Raw genomic sequence first — 20,833 nt, 5'->3', positions numbered from 1 at the left:
GCACCGGACTTGTGATACCCTTTACGGCGTAGGTCACATTCTAAAACCCTACTCTCATGTGACACTGAAAATTGGCTTCTGCAAGCGATTGACGCAGGGTTAACGACCGGCCTACCTTTGCTTCCGATTCAACTAAACCTTGTCATCATGAAGAAGCAACTACGCTGCGAGAACATGGTCCTCGCTGTTCTTTTTATATTCACCTCAGCCTTCTCTTTTGCGCAAGAGCGCATCATTACCGCCGGTAGCGCCCTTACTGAAACGGTGTGCGCACTCGGCGACTGCGACAAAATTATCGCCTCCGACCGCACCAGCCTCTACCCTGCCCACATTCAGAAGCTACCCTCCATAGGCTACCGCGGGGGCATCCAGGCCGAGGGCATCATCAGCCTGAAGCCCACACTCATCATTGCCGAGAAAGACTATGTGGAAGATGCCGTGCTGCAACAACTTCGCGCCAGCGGCATCAAGCTTGTCATTGTAGATCGTCAATATACTATAGACGACACAAAGCGCTTCATCGCACAAATTGCTGCTGCGTTGGGCCGCGATGCTGAAGGCAAAAAACTTATCGCCACAATAGACCGGCAGATTGCCGACGCCACGGCGCAGCTCAAGAAAGCAAAGACAAATCCCAAGGTGTTGTGCATCTACAATCGCGGTGCTGCAACGGTGAGTGTGGCCGGCAAAAATACATTCGGAAACATTCTCGCCTACGTGGGTGCCACCAGTGCCGTGGGCGATGTGGAAGGCTATAAACCGCTGAACGCCGAAGCTTTGCTGGCGTCCAATCCCGAGTATGTGGTCACACTGTCGTCGGGCCTCGAAAGCATTGGAGGCATTGATGGTCTGTTGAAAGTGCCGGGCATGGCTCAGACCACTGCCGGAAAGCAGCGACAGATAGTGTCTATCGATGGCTTGAAGCTCACCAACTTCGGACCGCGTGTAGGCGAAACCATACAAGAACTGGTGACACTGTTGCATCCTGAGTTGCGCGCAAAATAGAAGTCGGTCATGAATCTTGCGCTTCCCCTTCGCGACTATCGCACACCGTTTCTTCTCACAGGCCTGAGCACCTCGCTGGTGGCGGCTGTACTGTTGTCGCTGGCCACGGGTGCCGTGTCTATTCCGGTAAACGATGTGGCCCTGATCTTTCTTCACAAGCTTGGTCTTTTTCAGCACGTGCCGGTAGACGATGTGTATGATCTGGTGCTCACGTCCATCCGCTTGCCTCGCATTCTGATGACGGTGCTCATTGGTGCATCGTTGGGTGTGAGCGGTGCGGCCTTGCAGGCACTGTTTCGAAATCCCTTGGTAGAGCCCAGCCTCATTGGGGTGTCGGGTGGATCTGCTTCGGCCGTGGTGTTGGTCATCGTGTTTGGAGGTGCGTGGGCCATTGCTCCTGGCCACTGGCTCTACAACTCGGTGCTGCAACTCACGGCCTTTGGTGGTGGCATTGTCGCCACGTTCATCGTGTTACGCCTGAGCAGTCAGCTGGGACAAACCAACATCGCGGTGCTCATTCTTTCGGGCGTGGCACTCAATGCGTTGTCGGGTGCCATCATCGGGCTTGCCATTTTCTATGCTGACGAAAATCAGTTGCGCACCTTCACCTTCTGGACGCTGGGCGACCTGGGAGGTGCCACGTGGGATAAGCTTCTGGTTGCTGGACCGTTGCTTGTAGGCTCATGTGTCGCCTTGCTCTTCTTTGCTCCGGCGCTGAACGTGCTGGCGCTTGGCGAGGCCGAAGCCTATCACTCCGGTGCAAATGTGGAGCGCGTCAAAAAACAGGTCATTGCCCTGACGGCATTGGCTGTAGGCATCAGTGTGTCGCTGTCGGGCATCATTGGGTTCATCGGATTGGTAGTGCCACACGTGATCCGACTCGGACTTCGGCCCGACAACCGGTTGGTGTTGCCTGCTTCCGTTTTGGGTGGAGCGTTGTTGCTGGTGCTGGCCGACATTGTGGCCCGCACCGTGGTGACCCCTTCTGAACTTCCCATTGGTGTGGTGACAGCCCTTGTGGGTGCGCCTTTCTTCATCGGCCTTCTTCTTCGCGCCAAACGCAAACACGAACTCTAATGTATCAAGCCACGAACATATCCTACCGCATTGGCGAAAAGCAATTGCTTCACAACGTGAACCTCACGGTGGTGCCGGGCAAGTTCACGGCGGTGGCCGGACCAAACGGCGCGGGCAAAAGCACATTGCTGAAAACCCTTGCACAGGAACACCGAAACTATCAGGGCGAAGTGCTGGTAAATGGCAAGTCGGCAAGAGTTTACTCACCGCGCGAGCTGTCGCTGGTGCGCGCCGTGCTTTCGCAAAACACCACCATCTCGTTTGCCTTCACGGTGCAGCAAATTGTGGAACTGGGTCGTCATGGCCATCGCAGCACGCGCAGGGAAAACGACGACATCGTAGACGAAGTGGTCGCGCTCACGGGCCTCGAAGCTTTTCGCGACCGCAGCTACCTCACGCTTTCGGGTGGCGAAAAGCAACGCGTGCAGCTGGCCCGTGTGTTGACGCAGGTTTGGGAGGAGACCCTCTTTCCCCGCTACATTTTGCTGGACGAACCCACCAGCAGCCTCGACATTGCCCAGCAGCAACTCATTTTCGCGCTTGCCAAGAAGGCCTGTTCGCGCAACATTGGTGTGATGGCCATTGTGCACGACCTGAACCAGGCCGTGCAGTTTGCAGACGATCTGTATTTTTTGCGGGCCGGCAAGATTATCGCCTCGGGCGAAGCACATGTCGTGTTCACCAAGCCCGTGATTGAAGAAACGTTTTGCTGCCGCGTCAACATCTATCGCGACCCGTGCAACAACTGCCCCTACATCATTCCCGAACGCGAAACCTTTTCGGAACCGCGATCGGTCGCCATCAACCTTTGAAACAATAACTCTAATTAAATAACGCTAAACGAATAACACACATGAGCATCATCGCCGAAAGTAAATCATCCTCCCTCATCGAAGCCTGGAGAGGAATTCAAAATGCAAAGCCTGGCATCCGCATCCGCGAAGCCGCAAAGGATCTGGGTGTGAGCGAAGCCGAACTGTTGGCTACCAAAACGGGCGAGCAGGTTGTGCGCTTGCAAGGCCCGTGGCCCGAATTGCTCACCCGTTTCAAAACGCTGGGCAAAGTGATGTCGCTCACGCGCAACGGCACGTGCATTCTGGAACACAAAGGTCCCTTTCAACAAATCGATGTGATGGGCGAAGGTGCCCGTGCCATGGCTACCGTGATCGGCCCCATCGAGACGCGCGTGTTCTTTAGCGGCTGGAAGTTTGCGTTTGCTGTGACCGAGGAGAAATCGGACCGCATCCTGAAAAGCATCCAGGTGTTTGATGGCGCCGGCGATGCTGTAACCAAAATATACCTGCAGGAAAAAAGCGACGTCGCTGCCTACGAAAGTCTCGTGCAAGACTTCCGCGCAGCCGATCAAAACCCTGATCTCGACGTGACCCCATATGCATCCGAAGCCCAGAACGGTCCTGAAGACACCGAAGCATTTCTGAAAGAATGGAGCGAGTTGAAAGACACACACGACTTCTTCGGTTTGCTGCGTCGTCACAACGTGCATCGCTATCATGCCCTGGAGTTGGCCGAAGGCACCTTCACCTATCGCGTCAATCCCAAGACCACACCCAAACGGATACTCGACGAAGCTTCCGCAACCAAATTGCCCATCATGATCTTCGCGGGAAACCGTGGCAATCTGCAAATACATCAGGGGAAAGTGCGGACCATTCGCGTGCTCGAGCGCGGCCACACGGGTCCTGAACAATGGCTCAACATACTCGATCCCGATTTCAACATGCACATGCGCATGGACCTTGTGCACACGGCATGGGTAGTGCGCAAGCCTACAACCGAAGGCGATGTGACCTCGATCGAACTTTTCGACGTGGAGAAAAATATGATCGCGCAATTCTTCGGTCTGCGCAAACCCGGCATTCCCGAGAAGACCGAGTGGCGCGCTGTGGTGAAATCATTATCTGCTCTCTGACCATCATGACTACATTTTTTGATACTGTTTATGTTGCCTTTGCTGTCGATCCCTATCGGAAGGGGTTGACGCGGGGAATGCTAGCGCTTGGTTTGGTGGCGCTCAGCATTCCCGTTGTGCGGGCGCAGGATTCGCTGGCGTCGCGTCAGCTGGATGCTGTGGTGATCTCGGCTACCCGCAGCGAGCGGGCGCTTTCTGAATTGCCGGTGCCGGTCACCGTCATTTCGCAGCAACAAATCAAGAACATGGGCTCGCTTCGCCTGAACGACGTGCTGGCCGAACAAACCGGCCTCACCCTGGTGAGCGATCATGGCACGGGCATTCAGATGCAGGGCTTCGCGCCGGAGTATACGCTTATTCTCATCGACGGCGAACCACTCATTGGCCGCGCTGCGGGAACGCTTGAGCTGAATCGCATTGCTGTGGGCAACATCCGCCAGGTAGAGATCATGAAAGGACCAAGCTCCAGTCTCTATGGATCGGAAGCATTGGCCGGTGTGGTGAACATCATCACCGACCGTCCAGCCGGAACCAGCGGAACCATCACGACGCGCTACGGGGCAAATCAAACCACCGATTTCTCCGGCACCGTGAACTATCAACGCGAGAAACTGGGCATCTACGCCTTTGCAAACCGCTACAGCACCGACGGCTACGACCTGACACCGGACACTGATGGGAAAACGGTTAGTCCTTTCACAAACTACACATACCAGACGCGTGTGTCTTACGACCTGTCGTCGCGCACCAAGTTCTCGCTGTCGGGTCGCTACTTCACCGAATCACAAAGCAGCGTGAGCAGCATCGCCGACGGCTCCGACATCGCACTGCTGGATGGCAAGGGAACTGTGAAAGACTGGAACGTGAACCCCGTGATGCATTTTAAACTGTCGGACAAATGGAAGACAACGCTCCGGTTCTATCATTCAAAATATAGCACAACTTCGACACTGAACTACCGGACAGACGGCGCCGTGTATGACGACACCTATTTCGATCAAACGTTTCTGCGTCCGGAAGTGCAGGTCGAATATTTTGTGAACACACGCAACGTGGTGACCTTGGGTGTGGGCAGAATCTGGGAGAGCGTGGCGGCAACGCGCTACGACAACCGGATGACCTATCAGACCAACTATGCCTATGCGCAATACGAATGGCAGCCGCTGTCGAAGTTGAATGTGCTGGCCGGTGGACGTTTCGATCAGCATAGCGCCTATGGTTCGCAGTTCAGTCCGAAATTATCGGCGCAGTATGACGTGAACCATTGGCTGAGTGTGCGCGGTTCGTTTGGAGTGGGGTTCAAAGCTCCCGACTTCCGTCAGCTATACCTCAACTTCACCAACTCTACGGTGGGCTACACCGTGCTGGGTTCAGAGGAGCTTTTGCAGGGCATTGCGCGCCTGCAACAAGACGGTCAGATCGACGCCATGCTGGCCGACCCCGCAACGTTTGGCGAGCTGAAAGCGGAATCGTCGCGTGCCTATAATCTTGGTGTGAAGCTGGTTCCGGCCAAACGTGTTTCTGTTTCACTGAATGCTTTTCGCAACGACATCCGCGACATCATCGACACCAAACCTGTGGCGCGCAAAACCAACGGACAGTTTGTGTACAGCTACTACAACCTGGCCCAGGTGTTCACGCAAGGTGCTGAAATGGAATCGTCTTTTATGGCCACCGACAACCTGACGCTTTCGCTGGGCTATCAATACCTGGTGGCAAAAGACAAGGCGGTGATCGACCAGCTCAACGCTGGCGAAGTGTATGCACGCGATCCGGAAACCAACGTGACACGCCGCGTGAAAGCAAATGAATATGGCGGCTTGTTCAATCGCTCGCGCCACATGCTCAACGCCAAGCTGTTCTACAACGACGAAGCCCACGGCTGGAGCGCCACCCTGCGCGCCATCTATCGCGGACGTTATGGCTTTGCCGACATGAACAACAACGTGATCCTGGACGACGACAGCGAATATGTGAAGGGCTATGCCACCGTGAATCTCTCTGTGGCCAAGACCATCCGCAAATCGCTGCGCCTGCAAGCCGGATGCGACAACCTGTTAGACTATTCCAGTCCGCAATACATTCCCACACTTCCCGGGCGATTGCTTTGGGTGAGTGCTGCGTTCACGCTTTCGAAGAAAAACAAATCAACACTTTAATCTATACACTTTTTAACTTCTACTATTATGAAATCTATTCTGAAATTGAATGCCGCCATGTTGTTCCTCGCGCTAACTGTGTTCACTGCCTGCAGCGACGACGATGACGATAATACACCTGTGAAACTCACCGCCAGCGAAGTGAAAGACCTCAATTCGGAAAGCACCAAAAACTTTACCTTGTTCAGTTTTGCCAATGGCGCCGTGGTGGCCAACACCGACAGCGTATCCTCCAAATGGGACATTGGTTTTCGCGGCACCACGCTCGTGCTCAACGGTGGCGTGAGCGGCCCGGGCCAGGCACAAGGACAAATTGTGAGTGGTATCTTCGACGAACTGAAAGAAGCTCCCGCAGACGGCTACACCGCCGACAGTCAAGCAGCCAAGGCCATCGTGGGCAGCGGCACCAGCGGTTGGTATACCTACACCGGCACAACATCGGTTCCTAACCACGCCATTCTTCCCAACGCCGGCAAAGTGATTGTGTTGAAAACAGCCGATGGAAAATATGTGAAAGTAGAAATCATCAGCTACTACAAAGGCAATCCCTCGACTACCACCACCACGTTTGCTGACCTGGCAACTCGTCCGTTGTCGCGCTATTTCACGTTCCGCTACATCTATCAACCCGATGGCACGCGCAACTTTGAGTCTACTGTAAAATAATGGCCGAACTAAAAAAAGACCTCTCACTATTTTTAACCTCCACGCCCATGCATTCCAAATCCGAACGCGAAATCATTACCGAGTCCAGCAACGGCTTTGTGAGCCGGTGTCCGTGCTGCCAGGAATATAACGTGGCCTACAAAACGGTGCTCCTGGTGTTTGATGAAGAGCAGATGCTACGCTTTTTTGAGTGGGTGGTCTCCTATCGTCATTCGCGCGAAAACTATAATCCTCTGCCCCACGGTCGCACCCGCATCTATTCAAGTCCGCACAGCAATCTGTTTTTGGTTTATAGTGATGCCGAGTTGGATGAGCTGGCCGACCTGTCGGCCGAGGTGCAGATTGTGCTGGAAGCCAGGAAACTTGTCAGGGGAGTTGGCTATTAAGGTCCTCTCTCCTGTCAAATTGGCTTTGCCGCCATTCAATAACCAGCCAAATCTTCCACCCAAACCAACTGGGCAGCTTTTTGAGGACGTACTCTGAAATTTCAGCGTATGGATGCTTTCTCGCAAATGATCATCGCGGCTGTGAACACCGCGAAGAACGCCGTTGTCAAAATTGATGTATTCAAAACCGTGCAAGGCAAGCTACGCCCCGCCGGTTCAGGCTCAGGCTTCATCTTTTCATCCGATGGTCTCATCTTCACCAACCACCACGTGGTGCAGGGCGCGGAGAAAATTATGGTATCGCTCCTCAACGAAAACGAAATAGAAGGCACCGTTGTCGGTGCCGACCCCGACACAGATCTGGCCATCCTGAAGATCTATAGCGACGGCTATTCTGTGGCCACCCTTGGCGATGCGCAGCAACTGCAAATCGGTCAGTTGGTCATTGCCATTGGCAACCCGTTTGGCTATCAGCACACCGTCACAACGGGTGTGGTAGGCGCATTGGGTCGCACACTACGCTCGCAGTCGGGCATGCTGGTCGACAACGTGATCCAATCAGATGCCGCCCTCAACCCCGGCAACTCGGGCGGTCCGCTCATCAACACCGACGGCGAAGTGGTGGGTGTGAACACCGCCATCATCACCGGCGCACAAGGCCTCAGCTTTTCTGTTGACATCAACACCGCGAAAGAGGTGGCCAGCCAGATCATCAAGAACGGAAAAGTATTCAAAGCCTACCTTGGCTTTATGCTCCAGGAAGTGAACATCACACCAAAGGTGCTGCGGCATTTCCATCTGCCCAATCAAAAAGGATTGTTTGTGGTGAGCATCGAACCAAACTCGCCGGCGGCATTGTCGCAGGTGAAAGAGGGCGACATCATCACGGCCTTCAACGGCAAGCCCATGAACTCGTTGCAGGAGCTGTTCAAGGAGCTTACCAAAAAAGACATCCTCAACATGGTCGACATTTCGGTAGTGCGACACACAGAGCTTCTTAACTTTGGAATATTTCCGACCCAGAAGGCTACGAAAAGCTAACCACTACTTTACAAGATTCTTTACCATCCTTTGCGGGATTTAGAAGCGATCGACAACGAGGCCTGAAAAAGAAATTTAGAACCCCGCTCCGATTTTCTTATCTTCATAGCCTAAACACAAGGTGCTATGGTATACTACAAGTTCATCTTCGGAATACTATTCCTGATCACGTTCGTTTTTTTGTTTGTGAAGACAGGGAAGCAAACACAGGGCAACCTTGTTTATCAAATGGTGCGCCGCACCGACATCCTGCTGGGTATTCTCGCAGGTGTGGTGTTGATCGTGACTTCGTTTGCTGCATAGCATTGTTGCGCCATGTGGACCTGTCCGCTCTGCCGTCAAAACTTTGTGAAAGCCAACCAAAGCCACTCGTGTGGCGACAAGGTGCTTGGCGATTTTCTGTACAACAAATCCGAGCACACACTGGCGTTATTTCGATATTTTGTGGAGCAATATCAAAAGATCGGACCGGTCACGGTTCATCCCACCAAGTCTATGATTGCACTGGCGGCCAAAACCCGCATCGCCTACATCACCCGGCTGGGACGCGACTTTGTTGATGTTGTTTTTCCGTTTCCAAAGCCTTACGAAGACAATCTTTGCTTTACCAGAATTGCGCAGGTGCCAGGCACGTCGCAATACAACCACCACCTTCGTCTTTCAAGCGTCGAAGATGTTAATGCAGAAGTAAGGAAGTTTATGAAGATGGCGTTTGCTCAGGCGAACGCGTAGGGCGTGGCTTACCGATCTTTGGCCAAGGAGATACGATCAATCTCACTTCACCACCTGCACCCAACTCTTGCACGTTGCGTGGTCGCTCACCGTCACTTCGTAATAATACACACCGGCCGCAAGGCCTTCGCCCTCCCAGTCGTATTGATAGTCGTCGGCACCAAACACTTTCTTGCCCCATCGGTTGTAGATCACTACCGAGGTTTTGAAGCCGTAGTCTGCCGGTGTCAAACCGGGTACGTCACCATACTGAATGGTGAAGCTGTCGTTGGTGTTATCGGCTTTGCCGGGAGTAATGATGTTGGGGATCAATAATTTGAATATGGCCGTCGGCACCACTTTCTCTGTCACACAAAATTCCCGCACGGCCACCAGCTTCACGTTATACATGCCGTCTTTCTCATATTCGTGTTGCTCCTGCTCGCCATCGGACGTTGCGCCATCCCCAAAATCAAAGAAGATGCGGTCGTTTTGCCAGAGGCTGTCCGTGAGGTTGCGAACGGATATGACGGGCCGGTTAAAACATTCGGCGGTTCGGTCTATTTCGAAGTCGGGTGCAATGAGGGGAATCACGTTAAGTTGCACCGTGTCCTTCTTCACACAACCCGTGGCCTCGGTCACCGTCACATAATAGATCGTGGTGTCTTTCGGACTAACGGTTGGGGTAGCGTCTCCCGACGTAAAGGCTCCATCCTTACTCTGCCAGGCATACACCGCACCGCCGCTCGCCGTCAGCGTATAGGACGCATTGAAGCAAAGGGCATCGTCGTCCTGCACTTTGGCTTTCGCGATGAACACGTTCACCTTGGTGCTGGTGGAATCTTTCCCAATGCAGGTGCCTTTGTCTATCGCCTTCAGCCAGATGGTGTACGTGCCCGTGTTTTGATAGCGGTGCACCACCATAGACGTGTCGAACTTTGTGATTTTGGTACCGTCGCCCAGGTCCCACTCATAAATCTCACCGCCGGTGCTGAAGTTTTGAAACACGATAGAGTCGGGAATGCAAACCACGTTGAGGCCCGGGCGATCGAGCGCCACAGAGTTGGATTGTATGCGGGCTTTCAACGACGACAAGTCGAACTTGAACGCGGCGTTGTTGCAATTCTGACTGTTGTTGGTGCGCGAGTGGGCATTGGGTGTGGTCGGAAAATCGGACGACGGCCCCCCCGAAGCATTGTCGAAGGCACAACCAGAGCATACAGCATGATAGACAATACCACCTTTATCGAAGCGACTTGTGCCACCATCAACGTGCGTCTTCGATTGTGTTCCGCCAAGATAGGTTCCATACAGAAACTGCGATGCATCGTCGGTCAACACCATGAAGTAAAAGTCCGAACCCGATGTGGTGCGCTGGTAGGCATCGGGTGTCACGGGCATGCCGTTGAAATTGGTTGGCCAATGATCCTCGTTCACGGCACCACCCCACCCCGACATGTAGATGTTGTTGCACTCGTTCACCAGAAATGCCGTGGGCGATATGTCGGGTATGCCGCGCCCCGAACCAAACACGGTAGAGAACACAACCGAAGAAAGTGACGAATTCAGTTTTTGAACAAACTGCCCGCTGTTGGCATTGCGAAACACGCCCGCAGTGACCAGAAAGGCTCCTGTGGTCTGCCCATAGACATACACTTCATCGTCTTCATTCAGGTCCAGGAAATAGATTTGATCAAAGCCCAGTGTGCCGGTAAAGGTCGCTTGCTTAATGGCGCTGCCATCGTGATCGACACGGGCGATCCAGCCATCGGCAAAACCCGCCATGGTCGTTTGAAAGGACCCGGTAGTGACGGGGAAGTCGGTGCTGGCTGTGCCACCTGCAATATAAATATCACCCGCCTTGTTAAACTTCAGGGTGTGCGATGCATCCGCGTCTGCACCGCCCAGAAATGTTGACCATGTGATGGCCGAAAGGTTTTTGTTGAGCTTCATCAGAATGGCGTCGGTCTCCCCACCGTTGTATGAATTGTCGATGCTATTCAGCACCGGGAAGTCTGCCGACGAAGTCACCGAACTGATGTACACATTATCAAACTCATCGGTGATCACATCGCCGCGAAGTTCGTCGCCATAGTTTTGCGTGAGCGGACTGAAGGGTGGATTCTGCCCATCGTTGGCCGAACCGCCAACATAGGTTGAGGCAAGCAATTGTTTACCGTCGCTGCTCACGCGGCTCAGGAAGATGTCGGTGCCCCGACCGAAGTCCACCACGTTTTGCACGGCAGTGCCTCCGTTGAAGCTGCGGTCGAACGCGGTTGCTGATGTCGGAAAGTTTATGGAACTGGTGGTGCCCAGCACGACCAACTCGTGGCTGGCATTCATCACCAGGCTGTGTGGCGATTCGGACAGGTCGCCCCCCAGGTGTGAAGCATAGAGCAAGGTGCTGCCGGTGGAGTCATACTTCAACAGTCCCACATCATAGGCGCCGCCATAGCTGGTTTGAAAGGCCCCCGGTGTAGCCGGAAAGAATCCGCCCAGGTTTCGGCTGGTCACGCCCGCCGAATAGAGTGTACCCCGCTCGCCGGGCGTAGCCGTGCTGCCCCAGTTGTCGGCTGTTGATCCGGAATAGGTTGAGAAAATCAGCAGGGGATCAATCACCAGCTCATAGCATGGGTCGTAGCCTTGTGGAAAGCAAAACGACAGGCGGTTGCCTTCCAGGTAAAATTCACACTTCACCTCCACGCGCTTGCCATCGATGAACTGATAGGCTACCGGCCGCTGCTCAATCACATCGGCCACCGAAGTTTTCACATAGAGATTTCCTTTGTCGAGCAGCAAGGCGTCGGTGCCTTCATACACCATGCTGATCAGCGACGGGTCTGCATAGGGTGCCACCACCAGGTCATACTTCACCTGCTGGCCAAGGCCGTATACTTTCAAATCGATGCCGGCATAGAATGACGGATAGAGTACTCCCTGAAAGGCATGTGCTTCGGAAGCCCACTGCGCCGGGTCGTTGCCAATGAAGTAATTGAAATAGGCCGACGATTGTCCGAAGGGATGCGGCACGGCGTCGGGGTTTGCACCCGAAAACGTAACGTCCACCACGTGGCCCTGAATGAGTTCTTCGCCGCCTTGTGTCGGGTTGTTTGCCTCGCTGTGTTTGTGATGCGACCGGTCGTGAAGCGCCTGCAGTTTGCCCTGGTCGATGAAGCGATAGCTGAAGCCGCCCCGTTGCAACACCATGTTGCCGCCGGGTATGGTGGCCGAAAACTGAACGTTGGCCGGCCACTGATTTTTGTTTTCAATAAAGGTGATATCCGGCGTGGGATCAGCCAAGGCCTGCATGGAAACGATCATCCCAACCCAAAAGAACGAAACCGATAACCTGATCATCCACGGCCGCATAAAAAACACAGTTTATTCAAAGGGTCTTCGAGTATGAAAGATAACGATAATCTGAAGCCTCGTCAAAACAAAAAGCCCATCCGGATGTAGCCCAACGTGCCCTCTTCGGAGTGCGCGGCTTCTACCGACAATATCGTGAGGTTAAACGGCGTGAACCACAGTCCACCACCCCACCCCCGGTGCCATTCGCTAGATTTTCCCGACACGGTTGACGGGTCGTTTCCATTGGCGTCCTTATACCACACTCTTCCAAAATCGTGGAAGCCCACTATGCCCAGGCTGGCTGGAAACAAATACGTTTTCAGACTCAACAGCTTGATCCGCATTTCGAGGTTGGAGTATAAACGGCTGTCGCCATAAAATCTTGTTTTGCGGAAGCCTCTTATTTCCGTGCGGCCACTCAAAATCTGGGCCTGATAGAATTCATACGTCCCCGTATTCAATCCTCCTCCTACACGCGCGGCAAACACAATGCGCGACGGAAACCGGAACGAATGATAGAGGCTCAGCGAACTTTCGTAGGACGAGAAGCTGTGGGCACGCATGTCCACACCGGCCATGTTGCGTCCGCTCACGGCAAACACAACGCCACGGGTAGTGAATATGGGGTTGTTGCGTTTGTCGACGGTGAATTTCCACGCGCCCCCCGTATAGGTGTTGTGGCCGTCGAACAACGGATAGGGCAAGGTAGCCGCATACTCTTCTATAAACCGGTCCTTACCTCCCGGATCTTCCACCTCCACGCGCTGAAAGGCGGGTCCGGCCTGGAGCAATCCCCAGTTGCCAATGCGACGGGTGATATAAGCTTCCAGTTTCCATTCCTCAAAGCGATAACGATAATATTCAATGGGCGTAGACAGCCCGGCGTGTTGCGGCTTGTCGTCGATGTTCAGGTCATACACACTTTCGTTGCCCCACCCGAAGAAGTTGTTCACGTAGTTGGGTTGTTTCAGGTCGGCAATGATTTGCAGCCCCCACTTGCCCACCACGTTGTTGAAGTCACCACGATACGAAAGATTGAACGAGGCCGTGCGCGGCGCCACGCTGAACAGTGCAAAGTGGCGCGACTTGAACGGCGACTTTCTGAAGCCTTGCGTCTGGTAAAGAAACCCGCCCCCGATAAACAGTCCGTCGTCGGGGTTCACGTTGCCCGTCACCAGGGGTGCTAACGTGTTATATTTGAAGGCCTTGCGGTCCCATTCATTCACCTGTGAATCATCCGACATACGATTGCCGGTTTCGCCTTTGGTCACCACGGTGCTGCCTTCTTTCAGGTCATAGAACAATGTCTTGTTGGCCAGCCCGGTCACGTGCGACTCGTCGCGCAAGGTGTCTTTGCCGTCGCCGCCAATCACACGCACCAAAATGCTTTGAGGGGTTGTGCCCGTCACGGCAAACAGGTCTTTTCCTCCGCGGCCATACAACCGGATCTCTTTCGTTTCGAATTTCTTGAAAAGACGTTCATACAGTTTCTTGCCTTCTTCGCCGTCTTTGTATTTATAGACCTTCACCAACACATCGCCCGAGGGCTGTCGTTGCACGTCGAACTTTTCATCCTTCTCCGAGCCAACCACTTCCACGGCCTTTGCCAAAAACTTATAATGTAAGACCGCGTCTTTCACCAGGTTCTCGCGCCGCACTTTCAGTTTCTGGATCACTTCCTTACCATGAAGATCATAGATCTCTATGGGCCATGCTTTGATGGAAGTCTCAATCACCTCGTCGGTCAATTTCAGTTGCAGGTCTTTGGCGGCGGCCACCCACTCGTCTTCCGATGGCTCGGTCAGAAATGTGCGGTCGAAGTAGCGTGCGTTGAACGACAATCCGGAGGGCCACCGTATGGTTTCAGCAAAGCCTTCAAACTTCGGCAACGCCCACTTGCGACTCCAGATCTTGGGGATCACACCCTCATTCACAAAGAACGCCTGGTCGCGGTCGCGCGGCACGGGCCGGTAGGTCTCTCCTTTTTTTGTTTTGAATGAAGACCAGCGCCATTGATCGTCGTGACGGTCCCAGTCGCCAATCCACAAATCGAAGATGCGCGAGCGCAGCACGAACCGCTGATCAACCTGGTTATCGTTGTCCTTTTCGGTCCTTTCCAGGACTTTACTTGTGTTTATTATATTCTTTGAATTACCAAAAAATGCCTTGTCAGACCAATCGCCCGCCGGCCGCTCTTCGAACAGCGACAGGGTGTTGGCGAATTGGCGGCGATAGATTCCCAGGCGAGCATCGTCGGGAATGTAGACGATGCGGGGGTTAGTGTGATAGATCTGGGCCGCGTCGGCAAGGCCGGGAACCACCACGGCCGAGTATGGATGTGAGGCCGATATCTGATCCTGCACCAGGTCCTGTGCAAAGGTTTTCCGAAGCATTTCGGGCACGGCGTTCTCCGGATATTTTTCAATGGAGCGGAGCACAAACTCCCGACCCGTCGAGTCTTCGAGGCGCAGCGAAAGCGTCTGCATGCCTCCACCCTTCTGCACAATCTTGAGCCCACCCTGCTCGGTGGCGATGTCGAACACAGGCACATCTATTTCCTGCCCCCAGGCCGACCGGTAGTTGGCGCCCAGCAGGCGCTCGTGGGTCTTGCTGGCGGCATACTGTTCGCTGGCCTTCACGCGCACCACCTTGTCTTTGAACGACACCGCGCCTTGCTCCGGCAGCGGCTTCATGCGATGCAATGCCGGAAGCTTGTCGCTATAGACCGACTTGCCTTCGGGATAGGTTTCGTCCACCTGTTTGTATTCTGTCAGAGCCGAACCGTCTGTATAAAGCGTGAGCTTCACATAGCCTTGCACGGCGCCCGCATATTTGGAGTATTGCTTTTGCTTCACGAACGATGTCTTGGAGCCTGCGCCGCTCACAATGAGGTGAAGGCTGTCGCGCACCAGATATTGCAGGGCATGCTCATGCCCGGCGGCATAGACGCTTCCGGGATATTGCAGCATCAGGTTCTGGATGAGGCCGCTCATCTCCTTATACAACGGATGGGCTGCATCCTGCACATCGCCAAACCATTTCCGGTAGAGCGGGTAGATGGAGCCGATCACCGGCATGGGGATGTATAAATTATGGTTCGCGGCCGTGAGGGGAAAGAGGTGGTCTTTCAATTGGAACACGCCACCGTGTTCGCCGTGTGTGATGAGCGGATGGTGGGCGGCCACAATCACACGCTTGCCGGCGTTGCGGGCAAAGATGTCGCTCAGCAACAGCCACACTTCGGCCGGTGTTTTGGCATCGCAGTCGCTTTCCTCACCGGGTTTGTCCCACGGGTGAAGAAGCCATTGCGTGTCGAGGATGACGAGCACAGCCTTTTCGGTGAGTGGAATTTCCACAGGACCCGGGCAGGCATCGCGGGGCAAGAGGGTTATGTTGTTGTCGTGCAGCGAATCGAGAAACTGCTGCTGGTTCAGAATGTATTCCTGGCCGCGGCGACGGGCGCGTTGCCAATCGTGGTTGCCAGGCAGAAAAATGCCTTTGGCGTCGAGGCCTTGAATCCACCCGGCCTGTGTTTTCAGAATGGTTTCGGAAATGGCGCGTTGCTTGGAGCCCACGGGCGGCATGCCTTTGGGATAAATGTTGTCGCCCAGATAGACCACGGTGGCGTTGGCACCCGAAGCGGACACCTCGCGGCGCAGGGCCTTGCCGAGGGGTTGGTCAACAATGGCGGGTTCACCGGCATCGCCCACGAGATAAAGCGTGTAGGCCACCTCGGCGGGAGCCTGCGCCCATAGGCCAAGGGAGCCGAAAAAGAATAACAGAGCGGGGGGTATAGTTTTTAACATGCGCGAACGTTCTAGCCAATACTTATCGAGTCGACCGGTGGGTGAACTCCCGATGAAAATTGCACGAAGCTATAAAGTTTGTTTCATCGGGGGGCTTTCCACCGATTCGAAGATAAAATATTTTCTACCTTTAGCTTTTAACAGTTATGGATTCTGAGTTCATCAGGCAAGCGCAAACGCTAGCAGAGGAAATTTTCCACGATCGAGCCTTCGAAAAGCACGTTTTTCACAACCTCGAACACACCCGTGACGTGGTGGCTGCGGCTACCGAGATTGGCAAGTACACCCAACTGAGTGCCGAAGACCTGGAGTCGGTGATTGTGGCGGCCTGGCTTCACGACGTGGGCTACAAGAACGGGTCGCAGGATCATGAGGCTGCCTCCATCGCCATCGCCACCGAATGGATGAAGGGCCTGGGCATTGCCGAGAAAAGAATCAACGACATCGCCCTGGCCATAGGCGCCACAAAGATGCCGCAAAACCCGCAGAACGAAATCGGCAAGGTGCTGTGCGACGCCGACCTCTATCACCTGGCCACCAAAGCTTGCCAGGAGAAAGGCGAACTGCTGCGGGCCGAGTGGTCGTTGCTGAACGACCAGCACATGACCAACGAAGAATGGATACAGTCGAACATCAACTTTTTAAAGTATCACGAGTATAAAACGCTCTATGGGCAATCTGTTTTGGAAGAAGGCAAGAAAAAGAACATCAAGAAATTGAAAACACTACTGAAAGGCGGCAGCGACGGTGTGAGCGAAAAGAAATACCGCAAGCTCGAAGAAGAAGTGGAGCACCTGAAGGGTAAGCTCGAGAAGGCCAAGACGTTAAAGCCCGACCGCGGCATCGAAACCATGTTCCGCACCACCTCGCACAACCACATCATGCTGAGCCAGATGGTCGATAACAAGGCCAACATTCTCATCACCATCAACTCCATCATCTTGTCGTTGGTGGTGTCGGTGCTGGTGCGCAAGCTGGAAGAAAATCCCTACCTCACCATTCCCACCATCATCCTCATCACGGTGTGTCTGGCCACGATGGTGTTTTCCATTCTGGCCAGCCGGCCCAACGTATCGTCAGGAAAGTTCACACGCGACGACATTCGGAACAAGAAGACCAACCTCCTGTTTTTCGGAAACTTTCACGCCATGAAGCTGGAAGAATATGAGTGGAGCATGAAGGAAATGATGAAAGACGCAGACTACCTCTACGGAAGCCTCATCAAAGACATCTATTACCTTGGAAAAGTGTTGGGCAGAAAGTACCGCCACCTCCGGATCGCCTACAGCATTTTCATGTTCGGCTTCGTGGTGGCAATCTTGTCGTTTATCGTGGCGTTTCAGTTAGCGGCTAAAGCTAATCTCTGAAGTCTTGTCGAGCACGTGGTGGTCCGACTGTTTTTTGATGAAACAGAAAACGCAAAGCCCGAGCTGCACCACTACGGTTGAGAATATAGTAATGAATAATTCCATACGTCGTCCCTCCTGTTTTTAATCGTGATGTGAAAGTAGTCAATCGAGGTAACCGGCCTCGTTCAGAAATGTTTATCAGACTTTACTTCCGATAACCGATCAAATATTCCTTCGAATGGATTTGACCAAGGCCCTCGAAAAAGAGCACTCCAAAGCTCAAATGACCAAAATCGTTGATTATGTGGGTCATAACAAGACCCGATTTAAAGCTTTGGTAGAGGTTTATCTTGCTGGTCCTTACCGTATTACCCAGAGGGCCGCCTGGCCGCTGAGCGTCATCGCCGAGCATCACCCGAACCTGATTCTCCCCCACCTGAAGCAACTCCTTGATTTTCTGAAGAAACCGGGCATCCACGACGCGGTGAAGCGCAACACCATGCGCCTGCTGCAGTTCGTTGAACTACCCAAGCGCTATCATGGAAAGGTGGCCGCCCTCGCCTTTGGCTACCTCCAGAGCAAATCGGAAACGGTGGCCGTGAAAGTATTTTCCATGACCGTGCTGCTCGCCCTTGTGCAGTCGGAGCCGGAGCTGAAAGAAGAACTGAAGATCATCATCGAAGATCAGATGCCCTACGCGAAGCCTGCCTTCCTGTCGCGCGGCGCGAAGACACTGAAGGCGTTGGCTAAGATGGATCGTCGATCCGCCGCTTAGGCCCACTTCCTGTGACGTGTAATATTCCCGCTGCCCTTGCCCTTGTTTTCTCCTGAGCCTATGGCGTATCTTCGCCCACCGAAAATGGAAATCTCTCAGCAAACCGACCTGCCGGAACACATCTGCAAAAACTGTGGTCACACCTTCAAGGGTATCTACTGCAACCTGTGTGGCGAGAAGGTGATCGAACCCAAAGACCGAAAGCTCAATTCCATTCTCACCACGGTGCTGATCTCCACCACCTTTGTGGACAACAAGTTCCTGAAATCGCTACGCCTCACCCTCTCCAACCCGGGCTTCCTGGCACGGGAGTATGTTGATGGGCGACGGGTGCGCTACATGCGCCCCCTGCAAATGTTCTTCATCCTGAACCTGGTCTACTTCCTGTTCCCGGTGTTGCAGATGTTCAACGCGTCGCTCTACACCCAACTGAACGTGTTGCCCCACAGCAACCTGGCGCGCAAAATGGTGCACCACAAAGTGGTTGAGCAAGGGCTGAGCATGCAGGGTTTCGAATTGATCTACAACCAGGAAACCACCAACCTGGCCAAACTGCTGGTGGTGATTTTTGTGGTGCTGGCGTCTGTGCCCCTCAGCCTCATCTTCCGAAAGAAGAACCGGTTCTATACCGACCACGTGGCCCTGGCGGTGGAACTCACCAGCTTCAACATGGCGCTAAATGCCATTGGCCTTTCGCTCATTTTCCTGGTGTTCAGCAAACTCTTTCATTGGGGGCACTTCACCTGGGGCACCTACCTGAACGACATCACGCTCACGCTCATCTTCATTGCCACCAATGTGTATTTCATTTTCCGGGCGGCCAAGACGTTCTATAACCAAAAGGGAAAACGTTTGGTCATCAAGGCCATGCTGGGTGTGGTGGGATTGTTTCTGGCGCTGGAGGCCTATCGCTTCGTGCTGTTCATTGTCACGATGCTTTCCATCTAAGGGGAGCTTCGCTCCTTCCTCAAATCAACATCAATAGGCTTGCTGCAGTTTGCTGATGAGGTCGTCGGCCTGCTTATAGTTATCGGGCGACGTGAGCTGGCGGTAGCGTTGCAGCACCAGCACAGCTTCGGGAAATTCCTTGTTCATGGCCAGGGTGAGGCCAAGGTTAAAATAACTATTGGGAAACGATGGCTCGATTTCGATGGACACTTCATAGTGCACTTTCGCCAACGGAAAGTTGCCAATCTCTCCGTAGAGGTTCGCCAGGTTATAGTGCGCCTCGAAGTGGCGCGGGTCGTTCTTGAGACTCAGGGTGAAATTGTCGATGGCCTTTGTGGTGTAGCCTTCCTGCCATTCCAGGATGCCGAGGTTGCAATAGGCATCGGCCAGGGAGTCGCCATCGTCGATGGCTTTCTGGTAAAGCTTGCGGGCTTCGTTCACGTCGCCCTGGTTGTCGATCATGAGGGCTTCTTCGAACTCGGAGAGTTGGTGAAGCCGCACAATCTTGGCACCGGTAAACAGGTTGAGCTGGCCGGGTGGTTTCGGTTCGACAGACCTCTTCTTCTGAACCCGCACGGGTCCGAACTTCTCAGGATCGGGAAGAGGAAATTTAACAACCTTGGCCATGTCGTACAAAGTTAACGGTAATGTACGAAAGGTGAAAGCGCTGCCCCTCGGGAAGCCCAAGTAGTTTTGAACCGTAGTTTCCTAGCTCGCCTTCCGCGTTTTGGCTTTTGGCTTCTCGGCTTTTTCGGTGGCTTTCTCTTTGGCGGCGGTGCCTTTGGCTTTCTCCATCGGCTTCTTGGCGGCGTCGATGCTGGCTTTGAGGGCGGTCATGATGTCGACCACTTTGGGCTCCTCTTCTTCCACCATCACCACTTCCTTGCCTTCTATCTTGGCATCGATGATGCCTTTGAGGGCATCGAAATAATGGTCTTTCATTTCGATGTTGCTGAACTTGGTGGTCATGGAGTCGACCAGCGTTTTGGCCAGCTTCAACTGTTCCTTGTCGGCTTTCACTTCCAGGAGCTGGGGCACCTCGCGCATGCTGCGCACCTCGTTGGGATAGCGGAGGCGGTACATGATGATGCCGCCGTCGTGAGGCGACAACAGCAACGGCGTTTCGCGGTCGCGAAGCACCACTTTGCCCACGGCGATCTTTCCAGACGCCTTCAGCGTCTCAGACAGAAGTCCGTAGGTTTTGGCTGCGATGTCGCCATCGGGCCCGATATAATAGGGTGTTTCAAACAAGGTGGGGTGCACTTCCGAGGAATCGACAAAGCCTTCGATCTCGATCACCTTCTCGCTTTTCAACTTCACTTTGGCGAAGTCTTCATTTTCGATGATCACGTATTGGCCAGGCTCGTACTGGTAACCTTTCACGATGTCTTCCTGGCGCAGGGTTTGGCCGGTCACTTTATCCTTCTTCTCGTAGCTCACTGGGTTGTGCCCTTCTTTCGACAGCAGGTTGAAGCTAATGGTTTGGCCAGTATCAATGGCGTTGTAAATACGAACCGGGATGGTGACCAGCGAGAATTGGATATGTCCTTTCCAGATTGCTCTCATAACATTATCAGTTAGATTAAAAAATGAATCAGGTGCTGCTAAGTTATTGAAAATGTTAAAGTT

Annotated in this window: 17 protein-coding genes; 13 read left to right on the top strand and 4 right to left on the bottom strand. The window is 53.7% G+C overall.

What is annotated here, in order from left to right:
• Positions 1-147 precede the first annotated feature (147 nt).
• The 10 genes from JI741_RS24315 (at position 148) to JI741_RS24270 (ending at position 8,996) form a co-directional block, all read left to right on the top strand.
• Entirely contained in the window at positions 148-1,005 is an 858-nt protein-coding gene (locus tag JI741_RS24315) for a heme/hemin ABC transporter substrate-binding protein (protein ID WP_202014037.1), read from the top strand.
• 9 nt (positions 1,006-1,014) lie between these two features.
• Entirely contained in the window at positions 1,015-2,082 is a 1,068-nt protein-coding gene (locus tag JI741_RS24310) for a FecCD family ABC transporter permease (protein ID WP_202014036.1), read from the top strand.
• Positions 2,082-2,894, top strand: a complete 813-nt coding sequence (locus JI741_RS24305; RefSeq protein ID WP_202014035.1) for a heme ABC transporter ATP-binding protein — start codon at positions 2,082-2,084, stop codon at positions 2,892-2,894. The genes JI741_RS24310 and JI741_RS24305 overlap by 1 nt, the downstream gene beginning before the upstream one ends.
• Before the next feature lie 41 nt (positions 2,895-2,935).
• Complete coding sequence (locus JI741_RS24300; protein WP_202014034.1) at positions 2,936-4,012, top strand: hemin-degrading factor; 1,077 nt, start codon at positions 2,936-2,938, stop codon at positions 4,010-4,012.
• A 5-nt stretch (positions 4,013-4,017) separates the two neighbouring features.
• Entirely contained in the window at positions 4,018-6,171 is a 2,154-nt protein-coding gene (locus tag JI741_RS24295) for a TonB-dependent receptor plug domain-containing protein (protein ID WP_236676253.1), read from the top strand.
• Between the two features lie 27 nt (positions 6,172-6,198).
• The gene (locus JI741_RS24290) at positions 6,199-6,837 is read left to right on the top strand and encodes an HmuY family protein (protein WP_202014033.1); all 639 of its coding nucleotides are present in this window, start codon (positions 6,199-6,201) and stop codon (positions 6,835-6,837) included.
• Positions 6,838-6,884: 47 nt separating this feature from the next.
• Positions 6,885-7,223 (top strand): DUF6686 family protein, encoded by a 339-nt coding sequence (locus tag JI741_RS24285; RefSeq protein ID WP_202014032.1) that lies wholly within the window; start codon positions 6,885-6,887, stop codon positions 7,221-7,223.
• Between the two features lie 108 nt (positions 7,224-7,331).
• Positions 7,332-8,264 (top strand): S1C family serine protease, encoded by a 933-nt coding sequence (locus JI741_RS24280; protein ID WP_202014031.1) that lies wholly within the window; start codon positions 7,332-7,334, stop codon positions 8,262-8,264.
• Between the two features lie 126 nt (positions 8,265-8,390).
• On the top strand, positions 8,391-8,567 hold the full coding sequence (locus JI741_RS24275; RefSeq protein ID WP_202014030.1) for a hypothetical protein: 177 nt from the start codon (positions 8,391-8,393) through the stop codon (positions 8,565-8,567).
• A 45-nt stretch (positions 8,568-8,612) separates the two neighbouring features.
• Positions 8,613-8,996 carry a DUF5655 domain-containing protein gene (locus JI741_RS24270; RefSeq protein WP_202014029.1) on the top strand — a complete coding sequence of 128 codons (384 nt, stop codon included), beginning with the start codon at positions 8,613-8,615 and terminating at the stop codon, positions 8,994-8,996.
• Positions 8,997-9,038: 42 nt separating this feature from the next.
• On the opposite strand, the gene JI741_RS24265 is transcribed toward JI741_RS24270, so the two are convergent.
• Together JI741_RS24265 and JI741_RS24260 are read right to left on the bottom strand one after the other, a co-directional pair.
• A complete protein-coding gene (locus JI741_RS24265) occupies positions 9,039-12,344 on the bottom strand; it encodes a DUF7948 domain-containing protein (RefSeq protein ID WP_202014028.1) in 3,306 nt (1,101 codons plus the stop codon).
• Positions 12,345-12,406: 62 nt separating this feature from the next.
• Positions 12,407-16,132, bottom strand: coding sequence for a BamA/TamA family outer membrane protein (locus tag JI741_RS24260; RefSeq protein ID WP_202014027.1), 3,726 nt, complete (start codon positions 16,130-16,132; stop codon positions 12,407-12,409).
• Between the two features lie 146 nt (positions 16,133-16,278).
• On the opposite strand from JI741_RS24260, the gene JI741_RS24255 reads away from it, so the two are divergent.
• From JI741_RS24255 to JI741_RS24245, 3 genes are all read left to right on the top strand, one after another.
• Positions 16,279-17,499, top strand: coding sequence for a Pycsar system effector family protein (locus JI741_RS24255; protein WP_202014026.1), 1,221 nt, complete (start codon positions 16,279-16,281; stop codon positions 17,497-17,499).
• A 220-nt stretch (positions 17,500-17,719) separates the two neighbouring features.
• Positions 17,720-18,256, top strand: a complete 537-nt coding sequence (locus JI741_RS24250) for a HEAT-like fold family protein (RefSeq protein WP_202014025.1) — start codon at positions 17,720-17,722, stop codon at positions 18,254-18,256.
• An 84-nt stretch (positions 18,257-18,340) separates the two neighbouring features.
• Positions 18,341-19,204 (top strand): DUF3667 domain-containing protein, encoded by an 864-nt coding sequence (locus JI741_RS24245; RefSeq protein ID WP_202014024.1) that lies wholly within the window; start codon positions 18,341-18,343, stop codon positions 19,202-19,204.
• A gap of 30 nt (positions 19,205-19,234) precedes the next feature.
• On the opposite strand, the gene JI741_RS24240 is transcribed toward JI741_RS24245, so the two are convergent.
• Positions 19,235-19,831, bottom strand: a complete 597-nt coding sequence (locus JI741_RS24240; protein WP_202014023.1) for a tetratricopeptide repeat protein — start codon at positions 19,829-19,831, stop codon at positions 19,235-19,237.
• 81 nt (positions 19,832-19,912) lie between these two features.
• Positions 19,913-20,770: a non-homologous end joining protein Ku gene (gene ku, locus JI741_RS24235; protein ID WP_202014022.1), complete on the bottom strand. Its 858-nt coding sequence runs from the start codon at positions 20,768-20,770 to the stop codon at positions 19,913-19,915.
• Between the last annotated feature and the right edge of the window lie 63 nt (positions 20,771-20,833).

This window comes from Chryseolinea lacunae (assembly GCF_016735595.1).
GTDB classification, from domain to species: domain Bacteria; phylum Bacteroidota; class Bacteroidia; order Cytophagales; family Cyclobacteriaceae; genus Chryseolinea; species Chryseolinea lacunae.
The sequence above is the reverse complement of the archived record's forward strand: the minus strand, read 5'-3'. Positions and strand labels throughout refer to the sequence as shown.

What these genes read in the sequence shown, in the direction of transcription:
- JI741_RS24300 (WP_202014034.1), top strand. Translation starts at nt 2,936, where the DNA reads ATGAGCATCATCGCCGAAAGTAAATCATCCTCCCTCATCGAAGCCTGG.
- JI741_RS24280 (WP_202014031.1), top strand. Translation starts at nt 7,332, where the DNA reads ATGGATGCTTTCTCGCAAATGATCATCGCGGCTGTGAACACCGCGAAG.
- JI741_RS24240 (WP_202014023.1), bottom strand. Translation starts at nt 19,831, where the DNA reads ATGGCCAAGGTTGTTAAATTTCCTCTTCCCGATCCTGAGAAGTTCGGA.
- JI741_RS24245 (WP_202014024.1), top strand. Translation starts at nt 18,341, where the DNA reads ATGGAAATCTCTCAGCAAACCGACCTGCCGGAACACATCTGCAAAAAC.
- JI741_RS24255 (WP_202014026.1), top strand. Translation starts at nt 16,279, where the DNA reads ATGGATTCTGAGTTCATCAGGCAAGCGCAAACGCTAGCAGAGGAAATT.
- JI741_RS24305 (WP_202014035.1), top strand. Translation starts at nt 2,082, where the DNA reads ATGTATCAAGCCACGAACATATCCTACCGCATTGGCGAAAAGCAATTG.
- JI741_RS24275 (WP_202014030.1), top strand. Translation starts at nt 8,391, where the DNA reads ATGGTATACTACAAGTTCATCTTCGGAATACTATTCCTGATCACGTTC.
- ku (WP_202014022.1), bottom strand. Translation starts at nt 20,770, where the DNA reads ATGAGAGCAATCTGGAAAGGACATATCCAATTCTCGCTGGTCACCATC.
- JI741_RS24285 (WP_202014032.1), top strand. Translation starts at nt 6,885, where the DNA reads ATGCATTCCAAATCCGAACGCGAAATCATTACCGAGTCCAGCAACGGC.
- JI741_RS24295 (WP_236676253.1), top strand. Translation starts at nt 4,018, where the DNA reads ATGACTACATTTTTTGATACTGTTTATGTTGCCTTTGCTGTCGATCCC.
- JI741_RS24315 (WP_202014037.1), top strand. Translation starts at nt 148, where the DNA reads ATGAAGAAGCAACTACGCTGCGAGAACATGGTCCTCGCTGTTCTTTTT.
- JI741_RS24310 (WP_202014036.1), top strand. Translation starts at nt 1,015, where the DNA reads ATGAATCTTGCGCTTCCCCTTCGCGACTATCGCACACCGTTTCTTCTC.
- JI741_RS24250 (WP_202014025.1), top strand. Translation starts at nt 17,720, where the DNA reads ATGGATTTGACCAAGGCCCTCGAAAAAGAGCACTCCAAAGCTCAAATG.
- JI741_RS24290 (WP_202014033.1), top strand. Translation starts at nt 6,199, where the DNA reads ATGAAATCTATTCTGAAATTGAATGCCGCCATGTTGTTCCTCGCGCTA.
- JI741_RS24260 (WP_202014027.1), bottom strand. Translation starts at nt 16,132, where the DNA reads ATGTTAAAAACTATACCCCCCGCTCTGTTATTCTTTTTCGGCTCCCTT.
- JI741_RS24265 (WP_202014028.1), bottom strand. Translation starts at nt 12,344, where the DNA reads ATGCGGCCGTGGATGATCAGGTTATCGGTTTCGTTCTTTTGGGTTGGG.